This is a genomic window from Sphingopyxis sp., assembly GCF_016793825.1.
In the GTDB taxonomy this organism is placed as follows: domain Bacteria; phylum Pseudomonadota; class Alphaproteobacteria; order Sphingomonadales; family Sphingomonadaceae; genus Sphingopyxis.
Genome location: NZ_JAEULM010000015.1, coordinates 15,498 through 38,532 on the forward strand (window position 1 = coordinate 15,498; position 23,035 = coordinate 38,532).

12 protein-coding genes are annotated in these 23,035 nt (G+C 63.2%); 8 read left to right on the forward strand and 4 right to left on the reverse strand.

Translation table 11 applies throughout. The features are described 5' to 3' along the window. Positions 1-423 precede the first annotated feature (423 nt). The 6 genes from JNM03_RS03170 (at position 424) to JNM03_RS03195 (ending at position 16,581) form a co-directional block, all read left to right on the forward strand. Positions 424-1,407, forward strand: coding sequence for a M23 family metallopeptidase (locus JNM03_RS03170; protein ID WP_294034293.1), 984 nt, complete (start codon positions 424-426; stop codon positions 1,405-1,407). A 443-nt stretch (positions 1,408-1,850) separates the two neighbouring features. Beyond that, positions 1,851-10,631, forward strand: a complete 8,781-nt coding sequence (locus tag JNM03_RS03175) for a DUF5801 repeats-in-toxin domain-containing protein (RefSeq protein ID WP_294034294.1) — start codon at positions 1,851-1,853, stop codon at positions 10,629-10,631. Between the two features lie 46 nt (positions 10,632-10,677). After that, positions 10,678-12,075: a TolC family outer membrane protein gene (locus tag JNM03_RS03180; protein WP_294034295.1), complete on the forward strand. Its 1,398-nt coding sequence runs from the start codon at positions 10,678-10,680 to the stop codon at positions 12,073-12,075. After that, positions 12,072-14,252 (forward strand): type I secretion system permease/ATPase, encoded by a 2,181-nt coding sequence (locus JNM03_RS03185; protein ID WP_294034296.1) that lies wholly within the window; start codon positions 12,072-12,074, stop codon positions 14,250-14,252. Before JNM03_RS03180 ends, JNM03_RS03185 begins: the two co-directional genes overlap by 4 nt. Continuing rightward, positions 14,249-15,310 carry a cell wall hydrolase gene (locus tag JNM03_RS03190; protein ID WP_294034297.1) on the forward strand — a complete coding sequence of 354 codons (1,062 nt, stop codon included), beginning with the start codon at positions 14,249-14,251 and terminating at the stop codon, positions 15,308-15,310. Before JNM03_RS03185 ends, JNM03_RS03190 begins: the two co-directional genes overlap by 4 nt. Next, positions 15,307-16,581, forward strand: a complete 1,275-nt coding sequence (locus JNM03_RS03195; RefSeq protein ID WP_294034298.1) for an HlyD family type I secretion periplasmic adaptor subunit — start codon at positions 15,307-15,309, stop codon at positions 16,579-16,581. Before JNM03_RS03190 ends, JNM03_RS03195 begins: the two co-directional genes overlap by 4 nt. Positions 16,582-16,686: 105 nt before the next feature. Here JNM03_RS03195 and JNM03_RS03200 read toward each other — a convergent pair whose 3' ends face one another. Next, on the reverse strand, positions 16,687-17,424 hold the full coding sequence (locus tag JNM03_RS03200) for a response regulator transcription factor (protein ID WP_294034299.1): 738 nt from the start codon (positions 17,422-17,424) through the stop codon (positions 16,687-16,689). 551 nt (positions 17,425-17,975) lie between these two features. Next, the gene (locus JNM03_RS03205; RefSeq protein ID WP_294034300.1) at positions 17,976-18,992 is read right to left on the reverse strand and encodes a transglutaminase-like cysteine peptidase; all 1,017 of its coding nucleotides are present in this window, start codon (positions 18,990-18,992) and stop codon (positions 17,976-17,978) included. A gap of 402 nt (positions 18,993-19,394) precedes the next feature. On the opposite strand from JNM03_RS03205, the gene JNM03_RS03210 reads away from it, so the two are divergent. Next, positions 19,395-20,627, forward strand: a complete 1,233-nt coding sequence (locus JNM03_RS03210; RefSeq protein WP_294034302.1) for a glycosyltransferase — start codon at positions 19,395-19,397, stop codon at positions 20,625-20,627. 202 nt (positions 20,628-20,829) lie between these two features. Here JNM03_RS03210 and JNM03_RS03215 read toward each other — a convergent pair whose 3' ends face one another. Continuing rightward, on the reverse strand, positions 20,830-21,354 hold the full coding sequence (locus JNM03_RS03215) for a hypothetical protein (protein WP_294034304.1): 525 nt from the start codon (positions 21,352-21,354) through the stop codon (positions 20,830-20,832). A 406-nt stretch (positions 21,355-21,760) separates the two neighbouring features. Between JNM03_RS03215 and JNM03_RS03220 the strand changes: the two genes are divergently transcribed. Then, on the forward strand, positions 21,761-22,411 hold the full coding sequence (locus tag JNM03_RS03220) for a PEPxxWA-CTERM sorting domain-containing protein (protein ID WP_294034306.1): 651 nt from the start codon (positions 21,761-21,763) through the stop codon (positions 22,409-22,411). A gap of 210 nt (positions 22,412-22,621) precedes the next feature. On the opposite strand, the gene JNM03_RS03225 is transcribed toward JNM03_RS03220, so the two are convergent. After that, a complete protein-coding gene (locus JNM03_RS03225; protein WP_294034308.1) occupies positions 22,622-22,894 on the reverse strand; it encodes a hypothetical protein in 273 nt (90 codons plus the stop codon). Positions 22,895-23,035: the final 141 nt, after the last annotated feature.

The following is a 23,035-nucleotide window of genomic DNA, read 5'->3' on the forward strand; positions in this document are numbered from 1 at the left end:
GGAGGAGGGCAGGCCACGGTCTGCCCTCCTTTTTTGTTGCGGAACGAATGGCCGCATCGCCCGGCCTTTGGCGGCCGGAACGGCAAAAACCCAGTGTCCCCATCCGGGACTTTCGGCCTGCTGCGATGTCCGGCAGATCGATTGCAAGGACGGCAGCTGCAATGATCGTCCACGGCGGGCCCGCCTTCTCCATGCGGGTGTCGCAGAAATCCACGATTGAAACGCGGTCCGTACCTGACGATACGGCAATGACGCTGGTGCCGGTCGTCTGGTGTGCGGGCAGCGCTCCGAGCTTGGTCGGCGCTTCGAGCTGGCCCGCCGTGCCCGCTGCCACAGCCCCCCGTGGCAGCGGCCGGCGTCGGAGACTTGAAGAGTTTCGGCCGGTCGCGGCGAAGGACAGGCGCAAGGTTCGGGTAGCCAGCAATGTATGCAATCCTCGCCGATATTCTGTTTGCGATGACATCGTTCGCCGGCGCGGAACCCGGCGCGTCCACGGCGCTTGCACTTCCGGTCGACTGCACGCCCGGTCGAACCTGCCTGATCCAGAAATTGTTCGATCATGATGCGGGCCCCGGCCGGCGCGACTATCGCTGCGGCGTGCTGACGACCGACGGGCATGACGGGACCGATATCCGGCTCCGCACGATGGCCGATATGCGTGCCGGCGTGCCCGTGGTGGCCGCACGGGCCGGCATCGTTCTGCGGACGCGCGACGGCGAGCCCGACGCCGGCCTTGCGGGACCCGGGCGAACGGCCGGCAAGGACGCTGGCAACGCCGTCGTGATCGATCATGGCGGCGGTTGGGAGACCCAATATAGCCACCTGCGTCGCGGCAGCCTGTTGGTGCGCCCCGGTCAGACGGTCGCACGAGGCCAGGCGATCGCGCTGGTGGGCCTGTCGGGCAACAGCGAGTTTCCGCACCTTCATTTCACGGTACGCCATAACGGGATGGCCGTGGACCCCTTCGTCGGCCTGACGCCCCTGGCGGGCTGCGGGTCGGGTGCGTCGCCCGCGGCCCTGTGGTCGCCGATCGTGGTGACGCAGCTTGGTTATGTCCCGACCGGTGTGATCGCGGCGGGTCTCGCTGCGGAGGTTCCGCCAAGCGCGGTTGTCGATCGCGACCCGCCACCCGCGCTTGGCGGCGCACATGCGCCGCTGATCCTTTGGGCCGACACCTTCGGGGCCCGCGCGGGCGACCGGCAGGAGTTCGCGATCATCGGCCCCGATGGCAAGGCGGTTCACAGCCAGGCGTCGGAGGTCGAGAAGGGCGGACTTAGCTGGTTCGCTTACAGCGGCAAGCGCCCGTCGGCGGCGGGATGGGCGAAGGGGCGTTATGTCGGCCGCTACAGGTTGCTTCGTGGATCGACAGTTGCAGCAGAGATCGAGGTCGGCGGCGTTGTCCAATAGAGAGGAAGGGGTATAGTGGCATCAACAGGAGGTAGATTTACCTATAAATATCAGAATAACTACCTTGATATTTTGAAAAGCAAGCGCATCATGAAAAGGATATGTTCATATTGCGACACTTTTTAACGAAATTGTTAAGATTATTTATTCAAATTTACTGATCATTAACCCATAAGATGTTTATTTTATACAAAAGTATAAGAGCGCGTACCGGAAATTGCCATTGCAGAATCACCGGCCCGGGTTTGTATTCGACCCAACAGTGAGAAGGCACGGGCACAGGTCGCCAAAGAGATCCTGGCACAATCACAACAGCGAAAAACGCGGTTCCGGGTGGTCTTCTACCCGGAAGCGGGAGCGCTTTGCCCATGACCTGACGGATTCTCCGGAACGGCCGCAGCAGCGCACTCGCAAGCAGGAAGTGCAGGGGGGCCGACAGGGCGATGGAGCTACGTCGAAATCAGGAGTCGTCCGAAACGGCCGGGGTGGCCGCGATTCCTCCAGCCGCGTCGGCGGCGACGTCTGCCATGCTTCTTGCGGCGAGCGCGGAACGGGTCCTGCCGATCGACGGCGTCATCCAGTTGCCGCCCGGTACGCGGCTCGACGCCATCAAGCTCGCCGGAAACGACCTGATCGTCACGCTGCCCGACGGGCAGATCCTCATCATTGTCGACGGCGCGCTCCACATCCCGCAGATCAGGATCGGCCCGATCAATATTCCGGCCCCGACGGTCGCGGCGCTGATCGCCGGGCAGGAGCCTGAACCCGCGGCGGGAGCGCCGCAAAGCTCGGGCGGCAATTTCGCCGAAACGCCGGGCACCATCGGCGACCCCTTCGGGCTGGGCGACCTGTTGCCGCCGACCGAATTCGCCCTGCCGGAGCGTGAACAGCGCGAACTGATCCCCAGCGCGGTCGACAATGAGCCTGAGATACTGATCGTCACTCCCGATCAGCCGGCGGGGGCTATTTCCGCCACCGCGACCGTGGCCGAGGCGGCGCTGCCGCAGCGTGGCTCCGAACCTGCGGGCTCGGACGCCGGGTCTTCGGGCGAGACGATCAGCGGCACGATCCAGATCACCGCGATCGATCAGCCCGCCATCGTGTCGGTCAACGGGACCGCCGTTACCGCGATCGGGCAGACGATCGCTACCCCACTGGGGCAGATCACGATCACCAGTATCGCGCCCGACGCGATCGGTTACAGCTACACACTGACCGACAACAGCACCAATCCGGATGCGACCGACGTGGTGACGATCATCGTCACCGACGCCGATGGCGATGTCGCCACTGCGACGTTGACGCTGAACATAACGGACGACGCGCCGACCGCGCGCGACGACATCGACGATGCGGCGCCGGCGACCTACACGCCGCAAACCGGCAATGTGATCACCGGCTTGGGGACGACGAGTGGCGCCGACGGCGCTGATACGCCCGGTGCCGACGGGGTATTGGTGACCGGCATCCGATCGGGCGAGGGGACGGAATTTTCCGCGGCGGGGGCGCCGATCGCCGGACAATATGGTCGCCTGTTGATCGGCACCGACGGCAACTACGCCTATCTGCGCAATCCCGGCACGCCGGGGGGCGTGTCGGACGTGTTTACCTATCGTCTTACCGACGGTGATGGCGACACGTCGACGGCGACGCTGACGATCCGGATTGGCGACAGCGCGGTCAGCATCGTCACGCCGGCTTCCGGCGAGGACGGGACGCAGGTTTTCGAGGCGGGGCTGTCCGAGCGTGAAGACGGAGCGCCAGGTTCGCGGGCCGGCGACAGCTCCGACGTGACCGCCGGGGTCATCGAATTCAAGGCGCCGGATGGACCGGCCATCATCACGATCAATGGCGTTCAGGTCACCGAAGAAGGACAGACGATCGAGCTGCCGACCGGCACCTTCTACGTCATTACAATCAATTCCGATTCGATCGAATATGCGTTCGTGCTCGCGACGAACGTGAGTGGCGACGCCGTCTCGCAGCCGATCAACGTGACGGTCACCGATCTCGACGGCGATAGCGTTTCGGCCAGCTTTGCCATCGACATCATCGACGATGCGCCGATCGCTTCGGCAGACATCGACCGGGTGCCCGGAGGAACCTTCGGGCCGGCGACGGGCAACGTCATCACCGATGCCGAGAATGACGGCGGAGCCGATCTGACCGGCGCGGACGGGGCCGTGGTCACGCTGGTATCGGGCGCGGGCGGCTCGGTCGCGGCGGGCGTCCCCGTTACCGGCCTTTATGGCGTCCTGACGCTGAAAGCCGATGGAAGCTACAGCTATATCCGCAATCCGGGCACGCCGGGCGGCGTCGCGGATGTCTTCACCTATCAGTTGACCGATGGCGACGGCGATACGGCGAGCACGACGCTGACGATTTCGGTCGGCGATGGCGGCGTGACGATCCGACTGCCGGGTGGATCGGACGACGGCCAAAGCGTTGCCGAAGCCGGGCTGGCCTTCGGATCGGATCCCGAGGGCGGAACGGCGACGACCAACGGCTCCTTCTCTTTCACCGTTATCGACGGATCGGCCAAGGTATCGATCGGCGGGGTCGAGATCACCGGCGTGGGTCAGACCGTCGCGGGCACCTATGGTACGCTCACCATCACCAGCATCGGCCCGGCGGCGATCGGCTATAGCTATACGCTGACCGATGCGGCCGCCAGCGACGATGCTGCGGAAACCTTTGGCGTGGTCGTGGCCGACGCCGACGGCGACACCGCGAGCGGTACGCTGAGCATCGCGATCGTCGACGATGTCCCGAACGCGATCGACGATGTCGATTTCCTCGCGCTCGTGACCGGCGGCAGCGCCGACGGCAATGTCCTGACCGGGTCGGGCGGCGTCGACGCCAATGTGACAGACGGGGCGGCCGACATTCAGGGCGCCGACGGTGCCAGCGTCACGGCGGTATCGTTCGATGGTACGGGCGGCGACGTGGGTGGGGTTACCGCGGGCGCCTATGGCATGCTCGAGATCGATTCCGACGGCAGCTATCGTTATGTGGTCGACCCGGACAATCCCGATGTGCAGGGTCTCGACAGCGACGACGAACTGATCGAGGTCTTCGAATATGTGATCACGGACGGTGACGGCGACGAAGCGACCGCAACGTTGACGGTGACGATCCGCGGGCGCGACGATGGCGTGACCATTTCCGGCCTGGCAACGGGCGGCGGCGAACTGACGGTGTCCGAGGCGAACCTGCCCGACGGGTCGAACCCCGACAGCTCTGCGCTTGTCCAGACGGGCAGCTTCACGTTCGAGGCTGCTGATGGCGCATCGGCGATCACCATCGCTGGCGAGACGTTGTTCGACGGGAATATTGTCGCTGGCCTGACGATCGTGACGGCGCTTGGCGTCCTCACCATCACGGATTTCGAGGCGGTCTATGATACCGGCGGCGACCTGATCGGCGGGACCATCAGCTATAGCTATGAACTGACCGACAACAGCCTGCTCCACAGCGGCGCGGCCAACGCGGCGCTCGGCGAATCCTTTGCCGTCACGATCATCGACAGCGACGGGTCTGGCGCGACGGCCAGCCTCGACGTCCAGATCCTCGACGATGCGCCGGTCGCGCAATCGGCGCCATCGATCACCGTTGCGGAAGATGCTGCCGCGATCACCGGCAATCTTCTTGCGAACGACACCCAGGGGGCCGACGGAGCGGTCGTCACGTCGGTGAGCATCGGCGGCGTGAACGTCGCGGTCGGCGCTTCGGGAACGACGAGTTATACCAACGCCAATGGCACTTACACCTTCCGGGCCAATGGCGCCTGGAGTTTCGATCCGGTCGTCCAGACCAGCGTCTTCCCGGTCCACGCCGATTTCACCTATACGATCACCGATGGCGACGGCGACACATCGTCGGCGTTGCAGCAGATCCGCATCGCCGACGGCACCGATCCGAAAGCGAGCGCGCCGGTCACGCTCGTCCTCGACGACCAGTATCTGGAAAGCGGTTCGACGCCGACTGTTCAACCGGTCGCGGCGAGCGGTACGATCGCCTTTACCCAGGGCGCCGACGCCATCGTGTCGATTGGCTTCGGGGATGTTTCGGCGCTCGACGGCGGGCTGACCTGGGAGATGGAGTCGGACACCCGGATCATCGGCCTCGATGCCGACCTGAATCCCGTGATCACGCTGGACCTCGTCGTCACCGGAAACACTGCGACCGTCACCGCCACCCTGCAGGCGAACTATGGGCTGCATCCCGACACGTCGATCGACGATCTGGTCGATCTCGGTTCAGTTTCGGTGGTTGCGGTCGATGCTGACGGCGACGTCGCCTCGGGCACGGTCAACCTCTCGGTCTCGGACGATGTGCCCTCGATCAGCGCGGGCGGGTCCGCGGCAGGTTTGCTCGTCGTCGACGAAACAAACCTCGGCGCCGACGCCACCGCCGACTTCCGCATCCTGTTCAACACGATCCTTGGCGCCGATCAGGCAGGAAGCAGCACCGAATACAGCTTTACCGTCACGACCGCCTCGGGGCTGACCGATGTGGCGACGGGGTCGAAGATCATCCTGCAGGCGACGGGCAACGTCGTCGAAGGACGCCTGCTGGACGTACCCGGAACCGTCGCCTTCCGGCTGACCGTTGCTCCGGACGGCACCGCAACGCTCGACCAGATCCGGGCAATCAAACATTCGGACCCCGCCAATCCGAACGACAGCGTGTCGATGTCTTCGACATTGATCCGACTCACCGCGACCGTCACCGACGGCGACGGCGACAAGGCGTCGGCCACCGTCTCGATGGGCAATGCGCTCGTCTTCCGCGATGACGGTCCGTCGATCCATGCCGCCAGCATCGATAACAACAGCATCCTCCTGACGACGCAGGACGGCGATACGCGAGGGGCGGCGTTCGACACCGCTACCGCCAGCTTCGCCTCCGCATTTTCCGTCGCGAGCGCGCAGTTCGGTGCGGACGGTCCTGCGGGAGCGGGACAGGTTACATGGTCCTATTCACTTGCTCTGGGCACGGCGGGCGCGACCCCCGTCTTGACCAGCAACGGCGTGCCGGTCTCGCTGGCCCTTGTCTCGGGAGAGATCGTGGGCAGCGCGGGCGGCACGCCAATCTTTTCGATCGCGGTCAACGCCGCGACCGGACTCGTCACGCTGACGCAGTTCGCCGAGATCGATCACCCGCTTCCGGGGTCGCCCGGCGATTATGTGGCGCAGCTCGTCGAGCTGGGCGCCAATCTTGTCGAACTGCGGGGGACGGCGACGATCACCGACCGGGATGGCGATACCATATCGGATACGGTGGTGGTCGACCTTGGCGGCAATATCCGGTTCGCCGACGACGGCCCTTCGGTCTCGGCTGGCGGCAACGCGCCGAACCTTGTCGTCGACGAGTCCGACTTTTCGGCGAACGCGACTGCGAATCTGTCGGGGCTTTTTTCCGCGGCGACCGATTTCGGAGCCGATGGCCCGGGGAGCGCGACCTATACGCTGGGCGTGAAAGCGGGGCCGAGCGGATTGATCGACGCGCTGTCGGGCCAAGCGGTCGTGCTTTCGATCGAGGGCGGTGTCGTCATTGGCCGCGCCGGGTCGCAGGAGGTGTTTCGCATCTCCGTTGCGCCGGGCGGTATCGTCACGTTCGACCAGTCGCGGGCGGTGATCCACAGCCCCGACACCGGGCCCGATCAGGCCCTGTTCCTCAGTGGCGCCAATCTTGTCACCTTGACGGCCACCGTCACCGACGGCGACGGCGACACGGCGACGTCGACCGCCGATATCACTGGTCATTTCGCCATTCGCGATGACGCGCCGAATGCCGTTGACGACGAAGACAATGTCTCGCGCGACGCGCAAAGCTTTGCCGACGGCAATGTGCTGACGGGCGTCGGCGGGATCGACGACAATGGAATGGATGGCGCGGCGGACGGTGCGGGCGCCGACGGTCATCTGCATGTCGTCAGCGTATCGTCCGGCGCGAATACGGGCGCCCTCGGGGCGGCCTTCGCCGGTGAATATGGCGCGATCACGCTCGCCGCCGACGGCAGCTATCGCTACGAACTCGATCCGGCCGATCCCGCGGTCATCGCGCTCAATGCCGGGGAAACGCTGGTCGAAACATTCCACTATGTCGTCAGCGATGCCGACGGCGACACGTCGACGGCCGCGATCCGGATCGTGATCACCGGCGCGGACGATTTCCCGATCGCACGCGCCGACACCAACTGGGTGCTCGATGGAGCCTCCGGATCGGATCCGAGTGCGAGCGGCAACGTCCTGCAGGACATCGCGCATCCCGGCGCGCCGTTCGGCGTCTTTGCCGATACCGCCGACAACGATCCCGACCTCGAGGCGCTGACGGTCGTGTCCGCCGGAACCTATGTCGGTCTCTACGGTACTCTCGTCATCGCCGCCGACGGCAGCTACACCTACACGCTCGACGAGGACAAGCCCGCGGTCGACGCGCTCGACGCCGGGCAGACGCTGGTCGACAGCTTTGCCTATACGATCAGCGACGGGTCACTTTCGGTCTCCTCGACGCTGGCGGTCACGGTGTTCGGCACCAACGACGCGCCGACCATCGGCACCGCGATCGCGCGCGTTTCGGAAGAGGGGCTGATTGGCGGGCTTCCCGACGCGCTGCCTGACGCGGTGCTCGACACGACGAACAGCGCGGTCGCGACCGGCACGCTGGCGATCGGTGACGCCGATGCCGGCGAGACGCTGACGGCAACTCTCGGCGATCCGGGCGCGGTGCTTACTGCCGGTGGCATCCCCGTCACCTGGGCGGGAGTCGGAACGGGGACGCTGATCGGCTCGGCTGGCGGCACCGAAGTCATCCGGGTCACGCTGGCACCGAGCGGCGCCTATACCGTGACCCTGTCGCATGCCGTCGATCATCCGACCGTCGCGGTCGAGGATCTCAAGAATTTCACGGTGCCCGTATCGGTGTCCGATGGAACGGTGACGACGACCAACGCGACCGCGATCCAGATCGTCATCGAGGATGACGCGCCGATCGCGGTCGGAGAAACCGGTTCGTCGACACAACCGACGCAGGATGTGAACACGCTCTTCATCCTCGATTTCAGCGACAGCATCGACAACGGCGAACTCGATACGATGATCGGTGCGGTTCAGGGCGCGCTGGCGCAGCTCGACGACGCTGGTTCGGGCGTGATGACGATCCGGTTCGTGATCTTCTCGTCGGGCTCCTTTGCGTCGCCGTCGTTCGCGAGCGCGACCGAAGCGAATGCCTACCTCGATTCGCTCAATCCGCTTGCGGGTGGCGAACGGCCATCGGCCGAACAGATCGGACTCAACACCAACTATACCGGCGCGATCCAGACTGCGCTTGCCAATTTCAGCGCCATTTCGGGCGCCAGCAACCAGGTCTTCTTCCTGAGCGATGGCAACCCCAACCAGCAGGTCCAGTTCGCAGGAATTCCGCCAACGGTCGTCAATTCGCTGACGACCGCCACGGCGACGGCGTGGAACAGCTTCGTCGACAATAACCACGTCAACGTGACAGCGATCGGGATCGACAACAATCCGCTCCAGCCGCTCAATATCCAGCGACTGCGCGACGTCGATCTCAATGATGCTCCGAACAATAACCCGATCCTGGTTGACGATTTCCAGGATCTCGTCTCGACATTGCTCGCGGTCATCGTGCCATCGGCGGTTTCGGGCGATCTCGACGCCAATGACGCCTTTGGTGCCGACGGCGGGCGTATCCTGTCGATCAGCATCGGCGGCGCGACATACACCTGGGACGGAGCGTCGAGCATCGCGGTGTCGAGCGGCGGTACCATCTCGGGCGCGATGCTGAATGCCGTCACGACGCCGATGGGCGGGACGCTGACGCTCAACTTCGCAACCGGCCAATACAACTATCAGCCGCCGACGCCGATCACGGTCACCGCGACCGAAGTCTTTTCCTATGTGTTGACCGACCGCGATGGCGACACCGTTACCGCGAACCTGTCGGTTACCATCACCGCGCTGGCTCCGCCGATTGCCGTCGATCTGGATGGCGACGGCGTCGAGTTCGTATCGAGCGCAGCGGGTGTCCATTTCGACTATGACGGAGATGGTCAGCCGGAGACGACGGCCTGGGTCGGGCGCGACGACGGGCTGCTTGCGATCGACAAGAATGGCAACGGTACGATCGACAACGGATCGGAGCTGGTTTTCGGCGGCCCGGGCGTCAGCGACCTTCAAGGTCTGGCCGCCGCCTATGACAGCAATGGCGACGGCAAGCTTGACGCATTGGACAAGGATTTCGCGAAGTTCGGCATCTGGCACGATGCAAACGGCAACGGCGTCACCGATCCCGGCGAGTTCCGGTCCCTGATCGACGCAAATATCGTCAGCATTTCGCTAACCTCCGACGGCAAGGGCTATGCCGCCGCGAACGGCGAGGTTCAGGTGAAGGGCGAGGCGGTCTTTACTCGTGCGGATGGCAGTACCGGAAAGCTCGCAGACGCTGCCTTTGCGACCAATTTCGCGACCGAGCAGCAACGCGCAGCCGCTGTTTCGGGAACGGCGGGGCTTTCGGCCGCGATTCTCGTGGCGGGGCTGGCCGCCGCGACGCCGCTCGCCGCGCAGCCATCCGAGGCGTCGCCGGCGAACGAGATGATAGCGGCGAACGCAGCGCTGGCGCCATCCGCAGAAGCGGCTGAGCCTTCCGCAATTCACACGGCCGATCGGGCAAGCCTGCTGGTCCATGACGATGCCAACGGCCACGCCGCCGCGCGGATCGTGAACGGTGGTTCGGATCATGCGTCCGGCGCCGACGAACGATCCGGCGGGGAGCTTCCTCGGTTGCTGGATGCGGCGGAGGCTGATCGACCGCTCTCCAGCCTTCCCGCCGCCGACGATGCCGCATCCGCACCCGCGCCGGCGCCCGCATTCGACGCGGCGCATAGCGTCGAGCAGATCCAGATGGTGATGCCAGCGCAGGCGGTCGTGGATGCCGAAGCGGGGAAGGGCGCTCCTTTGGCCGTGGACGTTTCCGCGGTCGTGAGCGCCGCGCTGGAGGGACCATCGGTCAACCTCGACGCCATGCTGGGTCCGGCGCCAGTCGATGCACGGCCGCTGCCGCAAGTCGCTTTGCTCGCGGACAGCGGCGGCGGCGTGCCGAGCGAGATGAATGCGCCGATGGGCCACGCCTTCATGATCGGCCTCGCCGAACAACATGTCGCGGCGCAGCTCGAACAGGCGGCCGCCAGCGGTCACGCTTGAAGAAGCGCCGTTCACAGGCGCCTGAATGAGAAGCAGGGGACAAAGAATGTCGAGAAAGCGTACCGCAATCCTGTTGCTATCCGCCACCGCGCTTGTCGTGATTGCCCGTCCCGCCGGAGCGCAGCGTCTCGAACTGAAATCCGCTGTCGAAACCGCGATGCAGACGAACCCCGAGATCAATCAGGCGGTCGAAAACCGGCTCGCGATCGAGTTCGAACGCGAACAGGCGCAGCGCCTGTTCCTGCCGCGCATTTCGGTCGAAGGGTCGGTCGGTATCCGCCGGCTTGAAAATGGAACGCGCCGGGCGCTCGGCATCGCCGACGACAAGCTCTACCCCGCCGAAGCGGGGCTGAGGCTGGAACAGACGCTGTTCGACGGAGGCGTCAAACGGCAGGAAGTGAAGCGGCAGGCCGCGCGCACCGACGGTGCCGCGTTCCGCGTGGAAGAGCGCTCGCAATTCATCGCCTTGCAGGTGACGCGCCAATATCTCGATTATCTGCTCCAGCAACGCATCGTCGCGGCGTCGGAGGACAATATCGGTTTCCACAGCAAGCTGGTGACAGACCTGCGCGAAGGCGTGGCGAAAGGGTCGCTGAGCATTGCCGATCAGCAGCAGGCCGAAGAGCGCCAGCAGGCGGCCCAGTCGCGGCTGACCGAGGCCAATCTCGATCTTGTCAACACCGCGGCGTCGTTCCGGACGCTTACGGGGCTTGATCTTGTCGACGGTGCCGCGCTGCCGCCGTCGCTGGCCAATGCCATTCCGGGGACACTGGAGGAGGCTTTGGCGCGTGCCCGCGAAAGAAATCCGCGGGTGCGCGAAGCGCAGGCCGACCTCGATAGCGCCCATTCCATGGTGTCGAAGGCGAAGGCCGAGATGATGCCGACGCTCTCGCTCGAAGGCAATGCGCGGATCGGCGACGATATCGACGGCTTTCGGGGCGAGACGAACGACCTTCAGGCGGGCGTGGTGATGCGTTGGGACGTCTTCAACGGCGGCGTCAAACGTTCGAAAGTCCAGGAAATGAACCGCCGCGAGCGCGAAGCCCGGTTCCGGGTCGACCAGATGGTGCGCGAAGCCGAGGAGGATGTTCGCGTCGCGTGGAACACGTGGGACGCGCAGGGCAGGCTGGTCAAGGAACTGGAAGAACAGAGCCGTGTTTCGGACGAATTGCTGCGGTCGTATCAGGCGCAGTTCAACGTCGGTCGTCGCTCGCTGCTCGACGTCCTCGATGCGCAGAACACCCGTTACAATGTCCAGGTGCGCGCCGAGACGGCGAAGTTCGCGCAATTCTACGCCGAGTTCAAGCTGCTCGCGGCGCTGAACGACCTGCTTTACGCGATGGAGGTCGCACCGCCGAAGGCCGCGACGGCGAATGCCCGCGAACGCTTCAAGGTGGCACCGGCGCCTGACATGAATCCGGAATCGCTGCGGGATCCTACATGAATTATCCGGCTCATGCAGGCCGCGCGCGCCGCATGGCGCCGCCGCGGGCGACCTTCGACGCCTGGACGGCAGACCCGGTGCATGGCGACGAGTTGCTGGGGGCGGTCGCGCGGATCGCGGAAATGTTCGAGCGGCCATTTTCGGAAGCACGGGTGAAGAAGGGTCTGGCGCTCGACGAAGACGGGCATCTTCCGCTCGATCAACTGGATCACGCACTCGAAGCGGTGGGGCTGCGGTGCCACCTTGTCCGTCGTGCGCTTGGCGGGTGGAGCGACCAGGATGTACCTGCCATCCTGTTCCTTTCCGACGACAGGCCCGTGATCGTCACCGCGATCGACCCCGACTATTGTACCGTCCGCCTGCCGGCGGGCAGCAACGATATCCAGATCGAGCGCGCGCATCTTGAAACGGTATATTCGGGCAAGGGCGTCGTCGTGCGCCACGACCCGGCGAGCGAGGCGGCCCGCGAACGGCCCTGGGACGAGGCGCCGCGTAAGCACTGGTTCTGGAGTGAGGTTCGCAAGGAACGCGACCAGTACGCTTACGTGATGCTGGCGTCGCTTCTGATCAACCTGCTGGCGTTCGCGATGCCGCTGTTCACGATGAACGTGTATGATCGCATCATCCCGAACAAGGCGGCGTCGAGCCTTTGGGTGCTGGCACTTGGCGCGGTCTTTGCCATCGCGGTCGAATATTCGCTCCGGCTGGCGCGAACCGGGCTGATCGACGAGGTCGGACGCGGGATCGATGCGCGGCTCTCGCAGCGCTTGCTCGACAAGGTGCTGAACCTGCCGCTCGCCACCCAGCGCGGAAGCACAGGTGCGCTCGCCCGGCGCGTGACCGAATATGAACAGGTGCGCGATTTCTTTGCGTCCACCACCATCGTCTTGGTCACCGATATCCTGTTCCTGTTCGTCTTCGTCGCCCTGATCGCCGTGATCGGCGGCTGGCTGGCGGTCATCCCGATCGTTGCGGCGGCCATCATGCTCATGATGGGCTGGCGGTTGCAGCGCAGGATGAGCGCCGCGGTCGCCGACGCGCAGGTCGATGCCAGCCTGCTCCAGACGACGCTCATCGAATCGATCGGCAGTCTGGAGACGGTAAAGGCCTGCCGCGCCGAAGGTCGGATGCTCGGCAAATGGCGCCGGCTGTCGGCATCGAATGCCTATACGCAGGAAGAAATGCGCAAGTTGACGGCGACGGCGGTCAACCTCGCCACGCTTTGCCAGCAGGGAACCAGCATCGCACTGGTCATGGGCGGATTTTATCTGTTCAACGCGGGCGCGATCTCGATGGGCGCGATCATCGCGGTAGTCATGCTCGCGAGCCGTTCGCTTGCACCGGTCGGCCAGCTTGCCTTCTTGATGACGCGCGGTCGGCAGGCGTTCGTCACGCTGAACAGCCTGCAGCTGTTGATGGATCAGGACGACGAGCGCGAAAAGGGTGCGCTGTCCGTTGCGCCCGAGGTGCGCGACGGGGCGCTGCAGCTTGACCATGTGGCCTTCTGCTATCCCGACACCGAGCGGGAATCGCTCTCCGACATCAATCTTGTCATTGCGCCGGGCGAACGGATCGGGCTGATCGGCCGCGTCGCGTCCGGCAAATCGACACTGGGCCGGCTGCTTTGCGGCCTCTATGATCCGGTGGCGGGCAGCTATCGCATCGACGGGCTCGAAAGCCGACAATATGACCCGCACGACCTGCGATCGACGCTGCGCTTTGTCGGGCAGGATGCCGAATTGTTCAGCGGCACCGTGCGCGAGAACCTGTTGGTAGGCGCGAGCGACGTCGGCGATGCCGAGGTGATCGACGCGGTCAGGCGATCGGGCGCGGACATCTTCCTCGGCCGCGATGCGACGGGGTTCGATTTTCATATCGGCGAGCGCGGCGCCCGGCTGTCGGGCGGGCAGCGAAGCTTCCTCGTCCTGGCGCGGGCGCTGATGAATCCCGCACATCTGCTGTTCCTCGACGAGCCGACCGGCGCGATGGACAGCCAGACCGAACAACTCTTCGTCGATCGGCTCCGCACCGCTGTTCCGTCCTCGGGAACCCTGATCGTCGCGACTCACCGCATGGCGGTTCTCGGACTTGTCGATCGACTGATCGTCATGGACAATGGCCGTATCGTCGCTGACGGTCCGCGCGACGAAATCCTGGCCCAACGGGCGATGCCATGAGCGCGACGGCGGTCAGACGTTATGGCCCCGCGCCGCGCGAAGACCATCGCCGTACCATCCTGTGGCTGGTCGGGATCGCGGTGCTGGTCTCGCTGCTGACCTCCGAAACATTGTGGGGAAGGGTCCTCGACTTTCTGGGCGTCGAAGATCACGGCTATTCCGACACGGACACCCCGCAGCCCTTTGTCCCCGACGCCGAGATGAAGCAGCTCATCGAACTGACGGGGGATAATGCATCCGTCCCGGCCTATGCGCCCGAAAAGGCGATTTCGCTCAACGAAGCGATTCCGTTCACCCGCGGACCGGTGGTCGCGGCGCGACCGTTTCATCCCGTCAACATCGGGGAGGCAACGAAGCTTACCGCGATCAGATGCCTGACGCAGGCGGTATATTATGAAGCCGGTTTCGAACCGATCGCCGGCCGCCGCGCGGTTGCGCAGGTCGTGCTCAACCGCGCCGCGCACCCCGCCTTTCCCAAGTCGGTCTGCGGCGTCGTCTATCAGGGCGTGAACCGGCCCGTCTGTCAGTTCAGCTTCACCTGCGACGGCTCGCTCAATCGCCGACCCAACCCGCGTGCCTGGAAGGAGGCGGAAGAGGTCGCGCTGGCCGCGCTCAATGGATATGTCGACGCGACCGTGGGTTATTCCACCCACTATCACGCGAACTACGTATCCCCGTATTGGGCGCCCAAGCTGGTCAAGATCACGCAGATCGGCGCACACATATTCTATCGCTGGCCCGGCCGGTGGGGAATGCCCGGTGCTTTCTCGGGCCAGTACAGCGGGTCTGAAGCGATTCCCGCGATCCTTCCGCGCAGTGCCGTTGTGCGACCGGGCGGCGGCGGCACCCAAAATGGGCTGGTGAAGGCGTCGGCCGAAGGTGGCGCTCTGGCGCTGCAGGATCGGCGGGCCGAAAATGACGATGGCGGACGGATCGATCCGGCGAAGGGCTGGGAACTTGCCCTGCCGCCGCTCGAGGAAACCAGCCGTGCCTCGCGCATGATGGCGCAGCAACAGGCCGGCGAATATGACATCAATGGTACGGGGAATGGTTCATGATCAGATCGCGCCCTTATGTGGGAACACGTCGGGTCATCTTGTCGGCGGGGGTCGGGCTTTTCGTCTTCACCAGTTGGGCAAGCTTTGCCAAGGTCGATGAGGTGACGCGCGGGCAGGGACGGGTGATCCCGTCCAGCAAGGCGCAGATCGTTCAGTCGTCCGAGCCCGCGACGATCCTCGATATCGTCGTTCGGGCCGGCCAGCCGGTCAAGAAGGGGCAATTGCTCGTTCGGCTCGACGACACCGAATCATCCTCCCAACTCGGCCAGCTTGAGGCCGAAAACCGCTCGCTGGCTGCGCGCGCCGCGCGCCTGGGCCGTGAAGGAAGCGGCACCGAAAGCTATGGCTGCGCCGACGGTACTGGAAAGACGGCCGCCGAATGCAACCAGGAGGCGGCGCTTCAGTCGGCCCGCGCCGCCACGCTGCGCAGTCGCAAGATGGCGTTGGGATCGGCCGTCGAACAACGTCGGAGAGACTATAGCGAAGCGCAGGCGACGATCGCGTCGCTGAAATCCAGCCTCGGGTTGGCGCAAAGCCAGGTCGATATGCTCGAACCGCTCGCCGCGAAGGCGATCGTTCCGCAGACCGAGTTGCTGGCGGCCAAGCGCGAGGCGACCGAGATCAGAGGCAAGCTCGCCGCCGCCGAACAAGGCGCCTCGCGGGCGGCCGCGGCGATCAACGAGGCGTTGGCACAGGCGTCCGAGGCGGGAAACCAGTTCCGGCAGGAAGCGCTCGACGAACGCAATCAGCTGATGGCGAAGATGGCGGTGAATTCGGAATCGCTCCGCGGTGCCGCGGGTCGGCGTCAACGCAGCGAGATCCGGTCGCCCGCGACGGGTATCGTGAACGACGTACAGGTTACGACCGAGGGCGGCTTCGTCCAGGCCGGGCAAAAGATCATGCAGGTCGTGCCCGTTGGCGACAAGCTGCTCGTCGAAGCGCGCGTCGCGCCGCGCGATATCGCCTTTATCAAGGTTGGCGACCGGGCCAATGTCAAGGTCACGGCCTATGATTTCGCGATCTATGGAGGCCTGTCTGGCAAGGTCGTGCAGATCTCCGCCGACAGCATTTACGACGAGGCGGCGAAGGAGGCCTATTTCACCGTCGTCGTCGAGACCGACCTGGCCTACCTGAAAAACGGACGTCGCCGCTTGCCGATCACCCCGGGAATGATCTGCGACGTCGAGGTCATAACGGGCAAGAAAAGCGTCCTCAGCTATTTGTTCAAGCCGTTCCTGAGGGCGCGTTCGGAGGCCTTAACCGAACGTTGACGAACCGGCGGCGCTGCGTTTCGCTGGACGCGCGCCGTCGGTTCGAGGAGGTTCCGAACAAAGGGAACGGGCAGGGGCGTGCGCCTGACCCGCTCGTCGCAGGCCTCAGGCGGCCCGGCCGGTCACCGGCGACAGCCTGGGGAGAGCCCGCACCGGCCGCACCTCCCGCAAATTCAGCTGCACCGGTTCACCTAAACCATTTTTCACTCCCCAGGTCGCTGCCTGGGTGCGGTTTTCGACGCCCAGCTTGCGCAGGATCGCCTTGACGTGAACCTTGACCGTCGCTTCGCAGATGCTGAACTGGCGGGCGATCACCTTGTTCGCCATGCCGGCCATGATGCTTTCGAGAATCTCGATCTCGCGTTCGGACAGCCCCACCGCAGAGGCGCTGCTCTTCCAGTCGCCCGCTGCGGCCGTCGGAATCCAGTTCGTGATGTTCGTGATGAGCTGCGATGGAAACACTTTTTCGCCCATGGCGACAAGCCGGATCGATTCCGCCAGCGGAGCGCACGAAATTTCCTTGATGATGACACCATCCGCGCCGAGCTGAAACGCTTCCACGACTTCCTCGAACGAATATTGGTCAAGGAGAAGCGCGATGCGCGCCTCGGTTCGCCTTGCTGCAATTTCGCGGCAAGCATCCCGCCCATTGCCGCCGGCGCCATCGATCACGATGACATGGTCGGCCTTGTCGCGGAGAATTTGCCCCTGTGCATTCAAAAGTGCCGATACGTCCGAAACCGAAGCCTCGATGGTGAAACTCTCACCCGAAAGTATCTGCCGCAGTCCCTCACGTGCGATCTCGTTTTTTGCGAGCATCGAAATGGAAATAACCTTCGACATTTTCCGCCTCCCTGAAGTTCTCAGTCAAGGCAACCCTTCTAGACTGTGAGGTTCGATCGACGGCGACCTTCGCCGATCCTCCTTTCTCTCTGTTAAGATTTGTTAAGATCAGTGCTTTCAAAACCAATTGCTGCAATAATGGTTATACCAGCAGCTTACGGAATCCATGCAGAATCGCACCATTACCCCCTAAGAGGTATGACCGAAATTCGCCCCACGCGATGGCTTCTCCCCCTCTTGGTCGGGCGCTCGCCGCCAAACCGTAGCAAATGCAACAGCTTATGCTTAGCACATCCGAGGAAAAAAGGGAAAGTGCGACAATCCTTCCGGATAGCGCCCCAGGCGCAAGAGTGACTTCAAACGGTCAAATACCGATAATGTTAAGGAAATATGTTAACTCTTGCGTTGCATTTGGGTGAACGGAGCGCTCAAAATGGGGTTTCCGAGTCGCGACGCTAGCGCAACCGATTCGGACCTTTCTTTACAGCTGAACCTGCGGGGCAAAACCCCGATGTCTCCGTATCTTGCAATGAGGATCGCGGAGACGGGCTTTATGTCGCCGGCCGGATCTCGCCGCCGAGGAGCCACCGATAGCGTGCGATCGCATGGCGAGCGATCGCGACGCTCGCCGCGCGAACATCGTTCGGTTCCCGGCCGCGGATGCTGCTTTTATACGACTGCCTCACCGGGTAGGCGACGTTGTCGGCCGTCGTCGCCGTCGGTGCTTTTGTTGCTGCCGGAATGGCGGCAATCGGCTGAACAGGTTGCGTGTCGAGATATCCATGCACCCAGCGGCGTTCGCCGCTGAAAGACATGATGGGCCGGACCGCATTTGCCCGGCCACCGTCATAGATACGATCGGTCATGTTATCGAGCGCGACCCATCCTGCTCCGGACCGCACGAGGAGGAGGGCATGGTCGGCGTTGAGAGCAAGGTCCCTCAGAAGAACCAGCTTCACCCTGTCGCCGCCAATGCCCGCAGCGCGTAGCAACTGCATTTTCAGAATCGCAAAATCCTCGCAGTCGCCGCTGCCGCGTGCGAGCGTCTCTGCTGCGGTGGCCCAGACGTCGTCCTGCCCATAATTGCGCGCGTCCGTCTTGTAGGTAAGGCGGTGGTTGACCCACAGATTGATGCGATCGAGCGTTTCCGTCTCGACCAGGCCGTCCCCGACATGCGCCTTTTCGAGTTCGCTCTGCATCAGGCGCTTGGGTGGAGCGCGGCGAACGCGGTTCCATCGATCGTCGAAGCGTGTGCGGTCGACGGGGATTGCGGTCGTGCCAAGTTCGGAATTGCCATCGGCCGCATCGGTCATCCTGCTGATCGGCATCGGCGCGCAGTGATCCCGCGACCGGGGCGAAGGGCCGCTCTCGGCCGACGCAGGCTGGAAAGCGGCAGCGGGCGGTGGTGCAGCGCCTTCCTGCGCCAAGCGGATACGGTCGAGCGCGCTGGGCGCCGGAGCCGCCGGCGCCGGCGCGGCGAGCCCGACCGACGAAACGGCCGCAAGAGCGGGGGCCTTGCGGCAGATATCGTCCTGAAACGATGCAGGCTTCGCGTTGGATGTGCGCACGCTTGCAGCGCCGACTGCACACGGCGCGGTATTTGGCACGGCGGCGGCTGCAAACAGCACGGCTGCAAACCATGGGCGCGCCCGGCGTGTCGGGAGAGGCGACGACATCATGTCCCTGACGATGCCGAAGAAAGATAAGGATTCCGTCGCGCACGATGGTTAATGCGGCGTTAGGGCTTGGGCGCGCGACATTGGAACTGGTGTCGTCGGCCAGGGAAATTAGGACGACCTGTCACCCTTTCCGATCGGGATGCTTCGGGTCATTGGAGAGCCCGGTCTGACGCTCGTCTCATATTGAGCCAGTGTATGACGCCTCTGGCGCGGCATTCGGCCGGTGCACATCCTTGACGCTATTGGGATTCGTCCCCAGAAATGGCTGTGCGTTCAGCGGAAGGGGTAGAGATGGCAACGTCAGATCGGGGAAAATTGCTACTCGTCATTCCCACGGTCGTCGAACAGTCGGGCCAGCATCTGCTACTTGACGGCGATTTTTCCAACAATGTCGAAGCGTATCTGCGTGAGTTCGATTCGGTCACCGTTGCCTGCCCAGCGCGCAGGCAGACCGGCACCTTTCCGAGCACCAGGGATCCGGAAGATGTAGCCGGATCCGAACGGCTAAATCTTATCGTCCTGCCCGAGCCTTATCGCGAGGACCGTTACATCGCCCGACGCGGTGAAGTGAAGAGGATACTGCGGGAGCAGATCGAGTCTGCGGACTATATCCTTATATCGCCGCACGCCGCCTTCGACTGGTCCACGCTCGCGGCCGAGATGTGTATCGATCTCAAAAAGAAATATAATATGGAGGCCGACTGGAATCTGCCGCAAGTGACGAATTATATCTGGAGTCAGATGCCCTTTGGTCCGAACAAGCTTCGTAAGCTTGTCTGGCAAAAATATCATACGCCGAAGTATTTCCGCTGTCTGCGGAACAGCAGCCTCGCCCTTGTGCAGGGGGAAGACGTTTACAACGAATATAAGCGTATCGCGCCCAACATATTCCCGGTTCTGAACATCCAGGTCACCGACAAGGACAAGATCTCACACGAGAATCTCGCTCGCAAGACTGCCGCCGTTCGGCAAGGAGCTCCACTTAAAATTGTGTACGCTGGCCGCGCGGCCGAGATGAAAGGGCCGATGGAATGGCTTGGAGTGCTCGATATCCTGCGGGGCAAGGGTATCGAGTTCAACGCGACCTGGTTCGGCGGAGGGGAACTGCTGGACGAGATGCAAGGCGTCGTCCAGGATCGCGGCTTGACGTCCTGTTGCGAGCTGTCTGGAAATGCCGATCGCGAGGCCGTTTTTTCGGCGCTCCAATCGGCGGATATGTTCCTATTCTGTCACATGACGAAAGAGTCGCCCCGCTGCCTGGTCGAAGCGCTTGCTGCCGGCGCGCCGCTCATTGGGTTTGGGACGGATTATTCACGCAGTCTCGTTCGGCAAGCCGGCGGTGGAGCGTTTGTGGAGCGCGGCGATGTGGAAGGACTCGCCGAGATCGTCGAGCATTATGCGTTGAACCGCAACGAACTCGTCGATCTGATTGTGCAGGCCGCGGCAAGCGGTGATCGGCTTGATCGCGACACAGCCATCTCGGAACGAATTTCGCTAATGAAGCAATATCTGAAGGCCGACTGAAACGTGGCTTGAGCATCGTCATCACGAGCTCGCGGCCGGGTTGCCTGTCGCGCCATCGCGCGACGCGGGCCATCGCGCGACGCGGAGAGTCTTCAGCAGATCTTTGCTTTTAACAAGACGAGATGCCCCCGTGGAGGCCACTGCAAACCGGGCGTCACTGACGAGAAACGGGGAATCCGCCCTCGGCGGTCTGGCCCAGATTTCAATGAGCCTTTACCCTGACTGCTCTACTACAATAGAGCCATGCCGCGCCGGCGACGATGAGAATGCCCAGAAGTTCCTGCATCATCCATAGGCTGAACGCCTTGAATCCCCGACCGAGCAGGTCGTCCAGATGATGAAATGACGCGGCCCGCAACAGGATGAAGAGGCCGATGAAGCCGAGGCCGATCAGCGCGATGCGTACGGCGACGTGCGTGCCTCTCGTCAGCCAGAGCACCGCGATTCCAGCGAAAGCCGCGAAGACTGCCAAGCCTGCCACGAAGTAGTATTGCACCGTCCGGTGGATGGCATACCACCCATAAGCCTCCGCATTGGCGCGGCCGATCACGGTGAGAAGTGTCTGCAGGTCCAGAAGTTCGTTGATCCCGAGGAATATCATCAGGATGGCCGTGGCGCGCCAGAAGGCATGGTCGCGCCGTTCGCGTCTCAGCGACGCTTTCGAGGCGGCGGTTGCGGAAATCGCAGCGGCGATCAAATAGGCGAATACGGTCACCCAGTCGGCCATGTCGGCGTGTTCGATCGACGACAGATAGTCGCTAAACTGCATGGGGCGCCCGGAAGCGTGATGAAGTCGTCATCGATCAAGTATAGCCCGTGTCGCGGGCGGCGCCAGCCGGCACAGCCGTGGATATCGCGATCAGCGCCGCCATTCCTGAACGGTCAGGAAGAAACGCTGCCAAAACGGTTGATTGGCTTCTGAAGCAGGAATTCGAAAAGGAGTGGCGGAGGTTGTCCCCAACCGGGACTCCATTCATCGGGTAGAGCGAGTTCCGTCGGATTATCAGGGCCTTGAGGGGATGTCGCCATTTGTAATAATGATTCGCGTTTTCCCGAATTTCGATTAAAAACAGTGAATTCCGTAACAAAATAGCGAGTCGCGCGGATAGGTCGCCTTTTAGGAGGTATGTACGATGCGAAGCTTTGTGTTCAAAATTGCCGTAGCCGCGGCGGCGGTGGCTGCTCTTCCTGTGAGTGCCAATGCTGCCATTGTGATTGGATCGGTCACGCCCGGGACCGTGCCCTATACGGGGCCGCCGCCGACGTATGATTTCGATTCGCTCTCTGCACCGGTTACGGGTGGCAAGGTCACCAATACATCGGTCTCCGGCGTGAGCGCGCAACCGCTCGGCAGCACGGGGAATTTCTGGACCGTTGGACCGACCGACGGCGCCACCGGGATCATGGACCTGACCTCGTTCGGCGACATTTATAATGTCAGCTTCATCTGGGGTTCGGTCGATTCCTATAACACCCTCGAGTTTCTCGATGCGGGCGGGGGGCTTCTCAAGAAGTTTACGGGTTCGGACATCTTCAATCCCGCAAATGGCGACCAGACTGCCCCCGACCTTAATCCCGTTGTCCGGTTCAACCTGACTGGCTCGGATGTAACGGCCTTGGCGAGGCTTCGCCTGACGTCGTCCAGCAATGCGTTTGAGACCGACAATTTCACGATCAACGCGGTGCCTGAGCCTGCCACCTGGGCAATGATGCTGCTTGGTTTCGGCCTCGTGGGCTTCGGCATGCGCCGCCGGCGTGAGTTTACCTCACCCTCATTCGCCTGAATCGCGGCGAAGGTATCGGATGAAGGCGGCCCTCTGGGGTCGCCTTTTTCTGTTGGGATGGGGCGCTCCGATCACTGTTGGACGGATATCTCACAGGCGAAAGACAGCAAGATCTTTTCCATCGGGCGGCCACCAGGGGGGCTTTCTCGCGTCTGCTTTGGCCTTGTCGTTCAGATTGTGGGTGGCGAATTTTCGAAGCTCACCGGGCTCTTAGTCGCTGGTCGGTCGCATCCGGAGTCCCGTCTTCAACCGGTCGCGCAGCTTGTCGCATAGCGGGGTTACGAAAATCATGGCGATTGCAACGCCCGAACCAAGCCAGGCGATGTGCAGCATAGACGATCGATCGAAGGGACTCGCTACCGCCAGCAACGCCAACAGCGGAAAATGCATCGCATAGAGCGGGAAGGTCGCTGCGCCTGCAAAACGAATTCCGGCGATTGTGCGTCTGTGCGAGATGGTCCAGTTCTCGTGTCGATCGAACATCTGCGGATTCCGAGGTGATCGCGCCCACCATTCCGAGGAATTCCCGCCCGGGATTCCGAGCTGATCCCGCCCACCGTTCCGATTAATGTCCGCCCACCCTTGGGGTGCGGTGCCTGATCGTTGGGACCATGCTTTCCGGCT

Excerpts from the sequence above, each read along its gene's own strand:
- JNM03_RS03220 (WP_294034306.1), top strand. The coding sequence starts at position 21,761 with ATGCGAAGCTTTGTGTTCAAAATTGCCGTAGCCGCGGCGGCGGTGGCT.
- JNM03_RS03225 (WP_294034308.1), bottom strand. The coding sequence starts at position 22,894 with ATGTTCGATCGACACGAGAACTGGACCATCTCGCACAGACGCACAATC.
- JNM03_RS03180 (WP_294034295.1), top strand. The coding sequence starts at position 10,678 with ATGTCGAGAAAGCGTACCGCAATCCTGTTGCTATCCGCCACCGCGCTT.
- JNM03_RS03200 (WP_294034299.1), bottom strand. The coding sequence starts at position 17,424 with ATGTCGAAGGTTATTTCCATTTCGATGCTCGCAAAAAACGAGATCGCA.
- JNM03_RS03190 (WP_294034297.1), top strand. The coding sequence starts at position 14,249 with ATGAGCGCGACGGCGGTCAGACGTTATGGCCCCGCGCCGCGCGAAGAC.
- JNM03_RS03170 (WP_294034293.1), top strand. The coding sequence starts at position 424 with ATGTATGCAATCCTCGCCGATATTCTGTTTGCGATGACATCGTTCGCC.
- JNM03_RS03215 (WP_294034304.1), bottom strand. The coding sequence starts at position 21,354 with ATGGCCGACTGGGTGACCGTATTCGCCTATTTGATCGCCGCTGCGATT.
- JNM03_RS03210 (WP_294034302.1), top strand. The coding sequence starts at position 19,395 with ATGGCAACGTCAGATCGGGGAAAATTGCTACTCGTCATTCCCACGGTC.
- JNM03_RS03185 (WP_294034296.1), top strand. The coding sequence starts at position 12,072 with ATGAATTATCCGGCTCATGCAGGCCGCGCGCGCCGCATGGCGCCGCCG.
- JNM03_RS03175 (WP_294034294.1), top strand. The coding sequence starts at position 1,851 with ATGGAGCTACGTCGAAATCAGGAGTCGTCCGAAACGGCCGGGGTGGCC.
- JNM03_RS03195 (WP_294034298.1), top strand. The coding sequence starts at position 15,307 with ATGATCAGATCGCGCCCTTATGTGGGAACACGTCGGGTCATCTTGTCG.